The organism is Xanthomarina spongicola (assembly GCF_003148645.1).
GTDB classification, from domain to species: Bacteria; Bacteroidota; Bacteroidia; order Flavobacteriales; family Flavobacteriaceae; genus Xanthomarina; species Xanthomarina spongicola.
Map to the genome: position 1 here is coordinate 254,393 of NZ_QGGP01000004.1, position 14,270 is coordinate 268,662.

Annotated in this window: 18 protein-coding genes; 7 read left to right on the forward strand and 11 right to left on the reverse strand. The window is 30.1% G+C overall.

Annotated elements, in window-relative coordinates; translation table 11 throughout:
- Positions 1-6 precede the first annotated feature (6 nt).
- From LX78_RS09990 to LX78_RS10000, 3 genes are all read right to left on the reverse strand, one after another.
- Positions 7-402 (reverse strand): hypothetical protein, encoded by a 396-nt coding sequence (locus LX78_RS09990; protein WP_109682516.1) that lies wholly within the window; start codon positions 400-402, stop codon positions 7-9.
- Between the two features lie 154 nt (positions 403-556).
- Positions 557-1,324 carry a hypothetical protein gene (locus LX78_RS09995; RefSeq protein ID WP_146192568.1) on the reverse strand — a complete coding sequence of 256 codons (768 nt, stop codon included), beginning with the start codon at positions 1,322-1,324 and terminating at the stop codon, positions 557-559.
- Between the two features lie 264 nt (positions 1,325-1,588).
- Entirely contained in the window at positions 1,589-2,632 is a 1,044-nt protein-coding gene (locus tag LX78_RS10000) for a hypothetical protein (protein ID WP_109682518.1), read from the reverse strand.
- Positions 2,633-2,736: 104 nt separating this feature from the next.
- Between LX78_RS10000 and LX78_RS10005 the strand changes: the two genes are divergently transcribed.
- Positions 2,737-3,417, forward strand: coding sequence for a hypothetical protein (locus tag LX78_RS10005; protein WP_245881514.1), 681 nt, complete (start codon positions 2,737-2,739; stop codon positions 3,415-3,417).
- 27 nt (positions 3,418-3,444) lie between these two features.
- Here the strand turns inward: LX78_RS10005 and LX78_RS10010 are convergent, their stop codons facing one another.
- Complete coding sequence (locus tag LX78_RS10010) at positions 3,445-4,302, reverse strand: YitT family protein (protein WP_109682520.1); 858 nt, start codon at positions 4,300-4,302, stop codon at positions 3,445-3,447.
- A 475-nt stretch (positions 4,303-4,777) separates the two neighbouring features.
- On the opposite strand from LX78_RS10010, the gene LX78_RS10015 reads away from it, so the two are divergent.
- Positions 4,778-6,019: a DEAD/DEAH box helicase gene (locus LX78_RS10015; protein ID WP_109682521.1), complete on the forward strand. Its 1,242-nt coding sequence runs from the start codon at positions 4,778-4,780 to the stop codon at positions 6,017-6,019.
- Between the two features lie 50 nt (positions 6,020-6,069).
- Here LX78_RS10015 and LX78_RS10020 read toward each other — a convergent pair whose 3' ends face one another.
- Both LX78_RS10020 and LX78_RS10025 read right to left on the reverse strand, forming a co-directional pair.
- Positions 6,070-6,483, reverse strand: coding sequence for a hypothetical protein (locus LX78_RS10020; RefSeq protein ID WP_109682522.1), 414 nt, complete (start codon positions 6,481-6,483; stop codon positions 6,070-6,072).
- Entirely contained in the window at positions 6,464-7,054 is a 591-nt protein-coding gene (locus tag LX78_RS10025) for an RNA polymerase sigma factor (RefSeq protein ID WP_109682575.1), read from the reverse strand. Before LX78_RS10025 ends, LX78_RS10020 begins: the two co-directional genes overlap by 20 nt.
- A gap of 139 nt (positions 7,055-7,193) precedes the next feature.
- Between LX78_RS10025 and LX78_RS10030 the strand changes: the two genes are divergently transcribed.
- The 4 genes from LX78_RS10030 (at position 7,194) to LX78_RS10045 (ending at position 10,961) form a co-directional block, all read left to right on the forward strand.
- A complete protein-coding gene (locus LX78_RS10030) occupies positions 7,194-7,541 on the forward strand; it encodes a DUF6249 domain-containing protein (RefSeq protein ID WP_109682523.1) in 348 nt (115 codons plus the stop codon).
- A 121-nt stretch (positions 7,542-7,662) separates the two neighbouring features.
- The gene (locus LX78_RS10035; protein WP_109682524.1) at positions 7,663-8,643 is read left to right on the forward strand and encodes a peptidase associated/transthyretin-like domain-containing protein; all 981 of its coding nucleotides are present in this window, start codon (positions 7,663-7,665) and stop codon (positions 8,641-8,643) included.
- Positions 8,636-8,989: a DoxX family protein gene (locus LX78_RS10040; RefSeq protein ID WP_109682525.1), complete on the forward strand. Its 354-nt coding sequence runs from the start codon at positions 8,636-8,638 to the stop codon at positions 8,987-8,989. Before LX78_RS10035 ends, LX78_RS10040 begins: the two co-directional genes overlap by 8 nt.
- Positions 8,990-9,062: 73 nt before the next feature.
- Positions 9,063-10,961: a Xaa-Pro dipeptidyl-peptidase gene (locus LX78_RS10045; protein ID WP_109682526.1), complete on the forward strand. Its 1,899-nt coding sequence runs from the start codon at positions 9,063-9,065 to the stop codon at positions 10,959-10,961.
- Here LX78_RS10045 and LX78_RS10050 read toward each other — a convergent pair.
- Both LX78_RS10050 and LX78_RS10055 read right to left on the reverse strand, forming a co-directional pair.
- Positions 10,958-11,659 (reverse strand): uracil-DNA glycosylase family protein, encoded by a 702-nt coding sequence (locus LX78_RS10050; RefSeq protein WP_109682527.1) that lies wholly within the window; start codon positions 11,657-11,659, stop codon positions 10,958-10,960. The two genes, LX78_RS10045 and LX78_RS10050, sit on opposite strands and share 4 nt — an antisense overlap.
- Positions 11,659-12,219: a hypothetical protein gene (locus tag LX78_RS10055; protein ID WP_109682528.1), complete on the reverse strand. Its 561-nt coding sequence runs from the start codon at positions 12,217-12,219 to the stop codon at positions 11,659-11,661. The genes LX78_RS10050 and LX78_RS10055 overlap by 1 nt, the downstream gene beginning before the upstream one ends.
- Positions 12,220-12,442: 223 nt before the next feature.
- Here LX78_RS10055 and LX78_RS10060 point away from each other — a divergent pair, with 223 nt between their 5' ends.
- Positions 12,443-12,580, forward strand: coding sequence for a 30S ribosomal protein THX (locus LX78_RS10060; protein WP_109682529.1), 138 nt, complete (start codon positions 12,443-12,445; stop codon positions 12,578-12,580).
- Here LX78_RS10060 and LX78_RS10065 read toward each other — a convergent pair.
- The 3 genes from LX78_RS10065 to LX78_RS10075 all read right to left on the reverse strand — a co-directional run bounded on the left by LX78_RS10065 (position 12,570) and on the right by LX78_RS10075 (position 14,247).
- Positions 12,570-12,908: a hypothetical protein gene (locus tag LX78_RS10065; RefSeq protein WP_109682530.1), complete on the reverse strand. Its 339-nt coding sequence runs from the start codon at positions 12,906-12,908 to the stop codon at positions 12,570-12,572. The two genes, LX78_RS10060 and LX78_RS10065, sit on opposite strands and share 11 nt — an antisense overlap.
- Positions 12,865-13,623, reverse strand: coding sequence for a peroxide stress protein YaaA (gene yaaA / locus LX78_RS10070; RefSeq protein WP_109682531.1), 759 nt, complete (start codon positions 13,621-13,623; stop codon positions 12,865-12,867). The genes LX78_RS10065 and yaaA overlap by 44 nt, the downstream gene beginning before the upstream one ends.
- Before the next feature lie 192 nt (positions 13,624-13,815).
- Positions 13,816-14,247: a hypothetical protein gene (locus LX78_RS10075; protein WP_109682532.1), complete on the reverse strand. Its 432-nt coding sequence runs from the start codon at positions 14,245-14,247 to the stop codon at positions 13,816-13,818.
- Positions 14,248-14,270 lie beyond the last annotated feature (23 nt).

Here is a 14,270-nt window from a genome sequence, read left to right on the forward strand (position 1 = left end):
AAATATTCATTCTTCAGTAATTTTGTTTTTTCTCTTCCTAATAGCCCAAACTGCAGTTGCAGGAATAATCATTAATGTAGGGATGGTAGATGCTAATGGTTTTGGAGTCCCTTTTAAAAGATGCATACCATAAGTTAGAATTAAAGTTAATACAGTTGGAATAAGAATAGCTGATAAAATAGCCAACGTGTGCTTTTTAATATGTATGGCAATGTATTCGCAACCTTTCATTAAAAGTCCACCAAAAAAAAAGGTGTAAGCTCCTTGTTTTAAAGCAGCAGTAAGAGATTCTATAATAAGGTTTGTAGAAAAATAATTAATACAGTAAACAATTATTCCCATGAATAATGCTCCAGCAATACCAATTTTAAAATCAAAATATTTATTAAGAAAGTCTCTCATGTGTTTTAATATGTTAGAAATATCGGTATTTATTAATAAATATTAAACGTTGTGAGATGATTTTTTAATTACAATTTTATGTTTTCATTCCATAAAAAAACCACTTTGCTTTTACAAAGTGGTCTCTATCAATAATATTTGGTTGGTTAATTGGTTAGTCGCCACTCAAATTCTTGTTATATACCCAGATTTCATCAAAGGTGTTTTTAAATAAATCATCTCTAGCATCTAGAAATCTTTGAAAACTATTTTTTCCATATAGTTTTTCGAAAGCTTCTTTAAAATTTGGACCATCTTCATCAAACTCGGTCCAGTTTTTATTAAACCCAACAGTTGCTATATGTCTTCCTAGGTCTCCTTGTAAGAAATTATTATAATACAATCCCCAAGGATTTTCTCCAGGCATAGATTTTATAGTAGCACTAACTTTTGAGAAAAAGTCTTTACGTAGGTATTGATGATCATCAGCTAACTCCATCATTCTTACGAATAAAATAGGATATTTAACACTTTCTCCTCTAACCATACTAGTATTAGATAACTCATCATCTTGAGACCAATATTCAACAGTATGAATTTTTTTAACGTAAGGCATGACATTGTCTCTCCAATCGATATCGTGAGCTCCTTCAGGTCTGGAATCGTTGTGTTTATACATCATTGGGCCCATTTGCCAAATCATACTTCCAGCATTTGGTCCTGTTGTAATGTTATAAACATAAGCATTGAAATTTCCTTCACTATGATACGTTTGGTTGTGTTTTCTCATATTCTCACCAAACACTTTAAGATTGGTGTAATCTGGAGTTAACATAACGTTTTGCCACATTTGGTAATCTTTGGATTCTTGAGCTTCAGATTGAATTGAAATTCCCAAAATCATAACTAGCATCGTTATCGATGCAATACATTTTTTAAACATAATAATTATTATTTAGTTGATTAATAGCACTATTTGCAACTATTGCAAATGGTAAAATGATATACTTTATAAGTGATAATTGTATAATAAATGGATAAACTAAATCCATTTAAGATAAGGATCAGCTTGGGGAGATGTTTAAAGGTAAGCTATTAAAAAGCAATAAATCAAATGGTTACGGACGAAAGGGTTGTTTTATTGTCCGAAAGTAAGGTTTAACTTATCTAAACAAAAAGGTAAATTGAATGAAAGTTGTTGTTGTTCTTAATCTCTAGCTTGATCTATAATGTTTTGTTTAAACTTTAAATCGTTCATTAAAATATTGAAAAAATCCATTACGAAAATTCGTAACTCTTTAAACTCTTTCGGGTTTTCAAACAGGTATTCAGTATCGTCTATACTTTTTAAAATACTTGATTTGTTTTCTAAATACTCTGCTCTTACTTGATAGAATATTTGTTGATCTCTTTTAAAACCTCTGTAAGTTCTTTCGGTTACAGATTCTATATTAACTGTTGGAGAAACGGCTGCATAACTTGCATTTACTAATCCACTCATATCAAAATCGTAACAAATAGGTACGATTTTTTTATCGATATAAATTAGTTTCACATTGTGCAAATACGATTGTGAGAAATCGGTATTACCAATTAAATAGTTAAAAAAAGCATTCCTAACTGAAGTCAATGTATCTAAAGCATAAGGGTTAACCAATTCTCTCTCAAATATTTTTCCATTAAATCTTTTAGTAATGTTTTTATCATCCTCTTTTATTATGCCTTTTAAATTAAAAGATTTTATTTTACTTCCTTTAGTTTCATCATATTCTATATCTACAAGTCTTGTCTTAAAATGATAAGGTGAAACAATTTCATATATTTTATAAGCTATGTATTCTTTAATAACATTATCGTTATTATCAGATTCTTTTAAACAAGGTAAAACCAGTTTCAGTTTTTTATTACCTTCAAAAATGGTTTTTTGTATATCATCTTTCTTAAACTTCATTCTAATTGGTGCAAAATAGCAGTTCTCTAGCCTACTAAATCCTCTTTTACGTATACCTAATTGTATAGAATCCCATGTGCCATCATCTAGTTTGTAAGACATGATGGTATTAATATACGTCGAATCGTCTTTGCTATTTTTTACGTCTTTGTTAGAATAATTTAATTTTAAATTAAGGATTTTTTGTTCAGAAAATAGTTTATAGCCTGTTGTTGAAGAATTATCAATCGGTATTTGTGAATAAGAATAACTTGTGAAAAAAATATTGAGAACCAGAAAAAATATAGCTTGTTTTTTCATAATATTATCTTAACTTCATCAAATATAACACTTTAACAAAACAAACTATCAAACAATACATCTCAATAATAAATTATAGAACTGTTATTGCTCTATTAATATCTGTGGCAACTACATATTTATCATATCTATACCACTTTACATTTAATGTGGATTTAACCCTTTTAAGTATTGCCATTATATTTCCTTTGGTTTTTACCATTAGAGGCTCTTTTAGGCGTAGAGAAAAAGCTTTAGAGCATTTAAGTGAATTTCGAAGTACTATAAAAACGTTGAAGTATTTCTTTATAAGTAATAAAAACCTGTCTGAAGAATACAAGAAAGAAATTGAATCTATTTTAATTGAAATTAATACGAAAGTATTAGAACACCTAGTTGACAGAAAAGCTAGTATCAATGAATTGGATAAAATAATTAATAAGATTTTTATTTTTATTTCAGAGAATAATGAAATTCTTCCAAGAAGTCTTAAGGATAAATTGTTCCGTTTTATGAAAGACATGCACGAATGTGTTGAAAACCTGCATGCCATTCATATGCACAGAACACCTATAAGCCTCAAAGCTTATTGTAAACTTTTTATTTATATTTTTCCAACTATTTATGCTCCTGTAGTTATTTATAATTTAGGAGATTTAACTCCAACTTGGGTGGCATATTTTATTGTAATAATAACAGAGTTTATTTTAATTTCTCTTTATAATATTCAAAATCAATTAGAATTTCCTTTCGATAAAATTGGTTTAGACGACATAGATCTTGATAGTTTTAAAATAAACAGGTAGAACATTTATCTTTTAATTTATTACTAATTAAGCCATACTACTATTAGATTCTAAAACAGAAATAGTAGCCTTTGGATCTATTTTATAAATAAGCTCTTTTACCTTTTCTAATTTCTTAGTGTTTTTAGTTATTAGAATTAGCTTTCCGTTTTCATCATAATGAATCAATTTTAAAATACCTTCTGTGTGCTTTTTATTCTCTAAAATAGACTCTTGGATTAATAAGTTTTTCGATGAAAACACTAGTAAAGTCATATTTTTTAATGACTTTTTTATGTAATATTCAATGGTCTTACTAATTGCTATAATGGCAATAATACTGTAAGCTGCCATAGTAAAATCTTCAAAAACTAAAACACCGAAAAAGATAACAATACCATCTATAATAAGAATCAATTGATTGTAAGGCAATCTAATTTTTGTAGCTAAAATTCTTACTAAAATATCGTTTCCTCCAGTAGTTGCTCCAGCATTCATAACAATAGAAACAGCCAAACCTATAATAACACCTCCAAACACAGAAGACACCAAAACATCTTCTACAACTATTTTATTTTTTAACAAAGCTGAAAATACATCTATATAAAACGACACTAAAACCATAGAAAAAGCCGTTTTTATACCTGTCTTTACACCTAAAACTTTGGTTCCCCATAATAGTAATGGAATATTTACCATTAAGGCCAAAAGTCCTATAGATAATCCCGTTAGTTTATTTACAACAATACTCAATCCTAGAATACCTCCAGGTACAATATTATGTGGTATTATAAAAATAACATAGGCTATAGACAGTAATACAGATCCTGCAAAAACCCAAGTATAGCTTTTAAGTTCTTTTAATAAAATGTCTTTTTTTAGTATAAGTGTTAATTTATTTTTCATGATGTGCTTCAAAAAAAAATCCCTTTGATTAGTTGTTAATCAAAGGGATTTAAAATTATTATATAGGCTTATTTTATTCTCTTCGATATATAGGTATGTGTTTACACTTATGCATAGGCATAAATGCAATTTTATTAATCTTACAAATCGATGTTATTTTAAATTGATTCATTTTAAATGTCTTTAATAAAAAAAGCGTTCTAATTTTTAATAGAACGCTTTTAATAATTTTTAAATATATAATACGCTCTAGCCTTTGGAATATTTCCAATTCATCTTACAAATGCTATGTGCGTGATTTTTTCTCATTTTGAAGTGACAAATTTAGAATTAATTTTTAAGGCGCATCATATATTTATTAAATTTTTTAATTTTTTTTTGAAGCCATCTTAAATCCAGTTTTTATATAAATGAAAAAATATGCTTCGCAAATTGAATCCCTTTTTTTCATCTATCTTTGTCGAAAATATAATACATGTCATTTACAGACTTACAACTTATAAATCCACTTTTAAAAGCCATTGAAGAACAAGGTTATAAAACACCTACTCTAGTTCAACAAAAAACAATTCCACTAGTATTAGCTAAAAAAGATGTTATTACCTCTGCACAAACAGGAACTGGAAAAACAGCTGCTTTTGCTTTACCTATTTTGCAGTTGTTATTCGAAAATCAAGATGCACCAAGAGGAGGTAAAAAGATTAAAGCACTTATTGTAAGTCCTACAAGAGAATTGGCTTTGCAAATTGGCAATAATTTCAAGGCTTATGGCAGACATACCAACTTAAGAGCCACAGTTGTTTTTGGTGGTACTTCTATAGAGCCACAAATTGATGTCTTAACAAAAGGTGTTGATATTTTAGTTGCTACACCTGGAAGATTAATTGATTTACACAAACAAGACATTATTTCTTTAGATCAAGTTGAAATATTGGTTTTAGATGAAGCCGATTTAATATTGGACATGGGTTTTATAGACGATATGAAACATATAGAAAGTTTATGTCCAAAACAAAAACAAATTCTATTGTTTTCGGCTACTATGCCATTTAAGGTAGAACAACTTGCTAACACTATTTTAAGTAATCCTGAACGAATTGAGATTCATCCAACTTTATCTTCTGCAAATAAAATTGGGCAAGTTTTGTATTATGTGCCAAAGCGTAACAAAATTGAATTGTGTTTACACCTTTTAAGAAACGAAATAAAAGGCAGTATATTAATTTTTAGACGTACTAAATTTGGAGTAGATAAGTTAGAACAAACCTTAATTAAAAACGGTTATCAAGTTGAAACCCTTCATGGAGATAAATCGCAAACAGATAGACAAACAGCTTTAAAAAAGTTTAAAAGTGGTCAAGTAAATATCCTTATTGCAACAGATGTTGCTGCTCGTGGTATAGATATTAATGAATTGGATGCTGTAATTAATTTCGATTTACCAAACATACCAGAAACCTATGTCCATAGAATTGGCAGAACTGGTCGTGCTGGAAATTCTGGTATGTCTTATTCTTTTTGTGGAGCAGACGAAAAAGCCTATGTTCAAACCATACAGCAATTAATACAAATTCAAATACCAGTTGAAGAAGCACATCCATATCCTTTAGATCCAAAGGCAAAAGCAGAAATTCATAAATCTAAACAATCAAGTAGTAAACACAAAAAAGGGCGAAAAAGTGCTGCTTCAAAAAAGAAGAAAAAACGCTGGTATTAATTATATGTTTGGTGTTTGGTATTTTTGGCTGCTAAAGATTTTTAAAAGACTTACATATTTAGCCTTTTATCAAAATAATTCTTCAATAACGGAATTTGAACACAAACCATAATTCCAAAAAATAGTAATGCATACAAAGTGGTATGTGAAACCTGTATTCCTGAAAATAAATTAGGTAACTTAAAGTTTGATAGCGCACTAAAATCTACAATATCAAACCATCCATTACTTTGTGTATCTCCAGATAATAATATATAGCTTATTACTGCCATAACACTTAAAAATAAAATCATCCAACCAGTTCTAGAAATTAGTGGTTTATAAAGAGTTGCTGTACTTTTAGAATCAGCAATTATTTGCTGCATCACATTTGTAGTGAAATTAAATGAAGGAGTTTCTAGAGCTGAATGCTTCATAACATCTTCAACCAATTTATCTATATGTTTATTTTCTTTCTCTTTCATAATGTGTAATCATTTCTGGTTCTAATCGTTCTCTTAATATACTAGCTAGTTTTTGCCTACTTCTGTATAATTTCACTTTGACATGGTTTGCTGAAATTCCAACAATTTTTGAAATTTCTGCTAATGACTGCTCTTCAAAATAATATAAGGTTAACAAAAATCCATCTTCACTTGGCAATAAATTTATACATTCTTGAATGGCTTGTTTCTTTTCTTCTTCAACCAGATTTTCAAGTGCATTGTCTATAGTTTTGACATGTTTTTCAGTAAACTCATCAATAGTTACAACTTGTTGTTGTCTTTTATTCTTTTTCAATCTATCCAAACACGTATTATAAGTCACTTTATAAATCCAAGTTGAAAACTTAGAATCGCCTTTAAATTTCTGCAAAGACTTAAAGATCTTTATAAAAGTATCTTGAGATACTTCTTCTGCCTCTTCTCTATTTTTAAGCATTCGCAGTGCCAGAGTAAATACTAAATCTTTATATTGATCAATTAATACAGTAAAGGCATTTGTATTTCCTTCAAGCACTTGATTGATGTGGTATTGGTCTTTTTCGATGGTCATTTGTGTTTTAGACGACATTTCTTTATCTGTGGTTACAGATAAAAAATAAAAATAGTTAGAGAAAGTTGTAACCATATAATTAAAGGTGTCGTCATAAGCTATGAACACATTAAAATTAATCAATTAAAAACAAACAGTTATGGGATCAGAATTAATTATCATTCCAATTATATTTGGAGCAATTTTCGGAGTTTTTTACTTATACTTTTCAACTAGAAATAAAGAGCGTTTAGCACTTATTGAAAAAGGTGCAGATGCTAGCATTTTTATGAAAGGCAAACAAAGTACAGCTCCAATCTGGAAAGTACTTATTTTAAATTTTGCCTTATTATTAATGGGAATTGGGCTTGGAACATTTTTAGCATCTTTATTGGATACTTATTCTTCTATAGATAGTGAAGCTGTATATCCAGCAACCATTTTCTTTATGGCAGGTTTAGGCTTATTTTTTGGCTTTAAAATGACTAAAGATTTAGACAAAGAATAACTTATTACAATGTAACACGCTAAAACCTGCTATTTAATCAATAGCAGGTTTTTTATTAGTAATTTTTAGATTTAGAATCTGTATATTTAGTGCTCATTTAAAATTTGAACTATCTACTAGCATGTTAAAACAGTCTGTCTTTTACATTTTTTTATTCTTCCCTGTATTCAGTTTTACACAAACTGCTATAATAGATTCTCAAACAAAACATCCTGTGTCTTATGCTACTATTTCGTTTGGAAATGGACAAGGTGTTTTTGCTGACGATGAAGGAACGTTCCTTTTTACTAAAAAAATATATCCAGATATTGACAGTCTTTTTGTGTCTGCTTTAGGCTTCAAAGATTTAAATATTGCCACTGAAAATTTGCCTGACACACTTGAGTTAGAACCTCATATCGATCAATTAGATGAAGTAATTGTTCGTGCTAAATTAAATAGAAAATATAAAGAGGAAAAACTAAAACCTTATTTAGACGATGATTATTATAAATGTTGGTTACCAACTATAGAATCTGAAATTGCTGTTTATTTTAACAATCCAGACGATAAACTAAAAAAACTATCCAGCATCCATTTTCCAATCGCTTTAGAGTCTTCAGATTGGAAAAAAAGAAATAAATCGAATGCTGAAAAAAGACCTTTTTCAACTTTATTTAAAGTGAATATTTACAATAATGATAATGGCTCTCCTGGAAAACCTCTTACATACCAAAATATAGTTTTTAGAGTCACTGAAAAGGATGGAGACGAATTTAATTTAGATGTATCTGGATTTGATGTTTACGTACCAAAATCAGGTTTATTTGTATCCATACAAGTTTTAGGTTATACAGACAAAACTGGAAAATTATTACCTAATAAAAAATACAAGGAAATTAAATCTAGAGATGGTGTTGTAAAAATTCCAACCAACTTTAGACCTCTACTACCTTTTACAGATCAAATCTCATCAAATAACACCTTTATAAAACGCGTGTTTGTTAATAAGAACCAATGGATTCAATTTAAAGAAGGAAATGTTAACGATTCCAGTTTACTATCTGCAGGATTAAATAATTATGGTATGGGAATATCATTTAATGTATATAAAGATGAATAATCCTTGGCACTTATATTTAATGGCTACCATTTATGTAATTGCAGGCATTATGCATTTTATAAAACCAAAAATTTATATGAGAATTATGCCTAAGTATTTACCAAATCATAAATTATTGGTAATACTTAGTGGCTTTGCTGAAATAATATTAGGATTAGCTCTTTGTTTTGACAAAACTAGGATTTTAGCTATTTATGGTATTATTGCCATGTTGCTTGTGTTTCTACTGGTACATTTTTATATGCTTTCTAGTGAAAAAGCAAGTGCAGGAATTCCAAAATGGATCTTGATTTTAAGACTTCCACTACAATTGGTTCTTATGGCTTGGGCTTATTACTATATCTAACTTGTTTATAAATTTAAAATGAACGAAATTCGTTAACAACAAATAAAAACTCACTTTATATAATATATCTTTTATGAAAACTTCCTTCAAATTAGCACTCAATTTCCTGTTTTTGTTAAGTGTTACAATGTCATTTTCACAAGAAAAAGCTATACCAGTTTTTGAAAATGGCGAAGCACAAATTGTTCCTGCTTTTAGTGAATCTGAAAATTGGATAAGAACAGATTTATGGGTTGAAACAGAATTCGATACAGATGGAGATGGTAAATTAGACCGAATGCACGTGGCAGTAACTAGGCCAGAACAAACAGATTCTCAGGGATTAAAACTTCCTGTTATCTATGTGTCTAGTCCTTATTTTGCTGGAGTTGCACCAAATGTAGATGGTTTGTTTTGGGATGTTAATCATGAAATAGGAGAAGCTGCTAAAGAACGTGTGCATCCAGAAGTTACTCGCTTAGGAGAAAGGCCTATTATTTCAAATTCACATATTAAGAAATGGGTTCCTAGAGGCTATATTGTAGTACACTCGTCGTCACCAGGAACTGGACTGTCTGATGGTTCTCCAACTGTTGGAGCAGATAACGAATCTCTTGCTCCTAAAGCTGTTATCGATTGGCTGTGTGGTCGTGCTAAAGGCTTTACAGAAAGAGAAGGTAATGAAGAAGTAAAAGCTTATTGGTCTACTGGAAAAGTTGGAATGACAGGAACATCTTATAATGGAACCATTCCTTTAGCAGCAGCAACAACAGGAGTTGATGGTCTTGAAGCTATAATTCCAATTGCTCCAAACACCTCTTATTATCATTATTACAGATCCAACGGATTGGTTAGATCTCCAGGTGGTTATTTAGGTGAAGATATTGATGTTTTATACGATTTTATTCATAGTGGTGGCGAAGAATATATTACTGTTAACAATGATTCTAAAGCATTAGATGGTAATGACACTAAAAAACTCATTACCAAAAGAGAATTTAGTAATAAAACAGTTAGAGACACCGAAATGAAAAATGGAATGGACAGAATAACTGGAGATTATAATGAATTCTGGGCAGGAAGAGATTACCTAAACGATATGGAACCTATGAAAGCTGCTTTACTAATGTCTCATGGGTTTAACGATTGGAATGTAATGCCTGAACACAGTTATAGAATTTATGAAGCAGCAAAAAATCAAGGGATACCATCTCAAATATATTATCATCAAAACGGACATGGTGGACCTCCTCCTATGGTTATGATGAATCGATGGTTTACACACTATTTACATGGTATTGATAATGGTGTAGAAAACGATGCCAAAGCATGGATAGTAAGAGAAAATGATTCTCCTGAAAGTCCAACAGCTTATAAGGATTATCCAAATCCAGATGCATCTCTAGTGACCTTGCACCTTAATTCTAATGGATTAAAAAAAGGTCGTTTATCTCTTAATAAATCTAAAGAACAAGGGAATGAAACTTTAATTGACGATTATAATATTACTGGAAATGATTTAGCGCAAGCTGAAGCTTCAAACAATCGCTTATTATATGTTACACCAACACTTTCTGAAGATATCCATATTTCTGGATTAGCAAAAATTACAGTAAAAATAGCTAGTAGTAAACCAGCAGCAAATCTATCAATTTGCCTAGTGTCTTTGCCTTGGAATACAGAAAAAAAAGCTAAAATAACTGAAAATATTATTACTCGTGGTTGGGCAGATTTACAGAATTACAAATCGTTAACTGAAAGTGAGCCATTAGTGCCTGGAAAATTCTATACTATGACTTTCGATTTACAACCAGATGATCAAATTATTCCAAAAGGACAGCAAATTGGTTTAATGATTTATTCTAGTGATAATCAATTTACTTTATTGCCAGAACCTGGAACTGAATTAACGGTCGATTTAGATGGAACATCTATTAGCTTACCAATTGTAGGTGGAGAAAAGGTGTTAGAAAAAGTATTTAAAGAAAACTAAAAAAACTCACGATATTGCATCATTCTAAAGTCCAGAGTATTAAACTCTGGATTTTTTTGTTTGAGTTGTTTGTATAATGGCATACTACCAACTGCTCTATTTGCAGCTCCAGAAGGTGCTGTTAAGGATACTGTTTTAATGATACGTTTCTTTTCAACAGATTCCCACGCTTCCTGCCTGCTGGCAGGCATTTTGCTCGGAATGACGAATTGATGAATTCTAGGAACTTCATTGGAAACCAATTCTAATTTCAGATTATACTCTTTTAAATGTCTTCTAAAAAAATACTCAGGTCCATTCTTACTGTTACCACCTGTAAATAGTAAAGTATCAACTTTTGGGTATTTCTTTAAATAACCAACTAAATCTCTTAAAACAATGTTTTGCATGCCTAAATCTGAAGCATCAATTTTATCACGTTCGGCAGATTCAACAATATCGCAAATACCAATATGTCTGCTAATTAGAAATTGCTTACGTTGCAAAATAGCTTCATTTGTTGTTTCATATTTTAAATTCAGTTGAAACAATTCATCTAAAATTTTCCATAATTGTCCATCACTACTTCCATAACAAAAATCGACATCTGCAGGTTTTAAATCTCCAATAGTAAATCTAGGTGGTGGCAAGGTTCCAACAATTAATTTGGTGGCATGTTCAGGAATAAATGGTTTGTAAGGATGCTGGTGTTTGAACATTAATTCATTCCAAAATTATACTGAAATCCGAAAGAAATCATATAACCTCCTTCTAAATCACCTGTTCCATATAAATAAGATGCTCTTATTCCAAAAGATTCCTTAGCTATTTTAAAACGCATCCCAACATTTGCCATTGGTCCTTGAATGGTTTCTTCTGTAGTAATGCTACCTAAGCCATATCCCAAATACCTTGTTACATGTGTAGACTCAAAGCTATAACCTACACCAATAAAACCTCCACTTTTTTTCTCGCTATTAGACGTAGAACTTGCATGTCCAAAATTATATTCTAAAACAATTGGAACATGATATGTAAAATTACTAACATCTCTATTATTCAAGCTAAAAGCTAAACCAAGATGTGTTCCTACAGACAAAGTTGAACTTTCTGCAAAACTTAAAAAATTATAACGTGGCGAATAAGTTCCACCAATAGATTGAGACGATGCTTCTCGTGTCCCTAAATAACCAGCTATTCCTACTGCATGAGAAAAAGATCCTTGAGAAAAAGCAGTGCTTATGGCAAGTGTAAAAATAAATGTCAGCTTAAATTTCATTGCATTTGAGTTTTTAAAAAATTAAACTTAAAAAAAATAATTAACACATTATCGTTTTACTCTTTTTAATAATTAATTTGGACTCATTCAGGTATAAATAGCTGGTATAAATGCATGTATAGAAACTGTGTATAGCTTGTTTATTAGTTATAAAATTTGTATCTTATAGTAACAAAAATAAGTTTAATTTAATTGAGATTCCCACTTTCGTGGGAAAGTAATTATGGGAAAAGGAGATAAAAAAACCAAAAGAGGCAAAATACATCGTGGAACATTTGGTGTTAGAAGACCTAGAATAAAAAAACGTCCTCGATTAGAAGATCAATTAAACGTTAATAAAAAAGTTAATCCTAAACCTTAAAATAGTTTCCTAACTTTTTACCTATTGCATAAGCTCCTGCAATGGATAAAATAACAATACTCATATTTACAAAAACATACAACGTATAAAGTATAACATCTTCTTTTGAATTAATACAAAAAGTATCTGTTATGCAGGTTTGCAAAGTATCCTCGTAAATTTGGATGAGCAGATAACTTATAACAAACAAAATAGATATTGAAACCAAAATATACTGAAGCGTTTTATTTCTCGGCTTTTTACCAGTTGGTTTAAAAGCATGACGCTCTTCTTCAGTACGTTTATTATCTTGTAAAGACCAAACTGTTTTCTTTGGAGAGTTGCTCATGAAATCTGTAGTTTTCTAAGTTAAAACCTTTAATATCTTCTAAAGTTTTTGCATTGGTATCAATAATATAACGTGCCATTAATCCTCTGGCTAATTTTGCAAAAATACCTATGGTTTTATACTCGCCATTTTTTAGTTCTTTAAAATCGATATTAACAACTGGAACTTTCAAGCTTTTAACATCTATTGCTTTAAAATATTCGTTGCTTGCTAGATTTAAAAAGAGTTCGTTGTCTTCCAATTCATCATTTAAGGCTTTAGTGACTTTCTTTTTCCAGAATTCATAGAGATTTTTATTTCTTCCTATTGAAAGTTTCGTTCCCATTTCCAATCTGTAAGCTTGCATTAAATCCAATGGCTTTAAAATACCATACAAACCTGAAAGAATTCTTACAGTATCTTGTAATTTATCTATTTTTTTTACATCTAAAGAATACACATCCAATCCTCTGTAAACATCGCCATTAAAAGCATAAACGGCTGGTCTGGCATTGTCTTTTGTAAAAGGTAATTTCCACTCTTGATTTCTTTGATAGTTTAATTCTGATAAATCTTTTGAAATACTCATGAGTTTAGATAAACTCTTGGCCGATTTCTTTTTTAGTAATTTATTGATGCGCTCTGAATCTGAAAGAAACTGAGATTCTGAGGTTTTTGTTGTTGGTAATTTGCTTTCAAAATCGAGTGATTTTGCTGGTGATAATACTAGCTTCATATTTATTACCCACGAAAGTGGGTATCTCTTTATAGATTAATAAAAACTTCAATTAAAGACGAAAAATTACAGATATTAAAAGTCTCTAATTATAGATTCAAAGTTACATATAAATCTATAAACTAACGAATGGAAACTGTTATAGCAAAGTTAATAATTTAGGTAATTTTGTGTTTATTTTATGTGGTTTCTTTATTCAAGTACCAAATTTACATCTCCAGAAACTACACCTAAATAACAACAGCCTCTTCCTACCCTATAATTACTGCTAATGACTTCTATGTCATTAATAAACCCTTTAAATAAAACATCTCTTTCTTGACCTATTTCCAAAGGACCAGTAGATAATGGATATTCGCCTGCTTGCTGATATTGCTCAAATATAACTGGTGGAATTAGCGTTGTTAAAACTTCTCCAGTTGCAATATTAATGACTTCATAAGCATCTAAAGCAACTGGATCTTGGTTTTCATCAATGATATAAACATAAAGACCTGGAGCATCTGTTGGGCAAGCAACACCCTCGCATTCATCTCCACTATCATCATCACTTTTACATGATGTTTGGAACATGGCTAAAATTAAAAACGCAATGAATGCAATTGATTTGAAGGGGAATTTCATAAGATTTGGGTTTTATTACATAT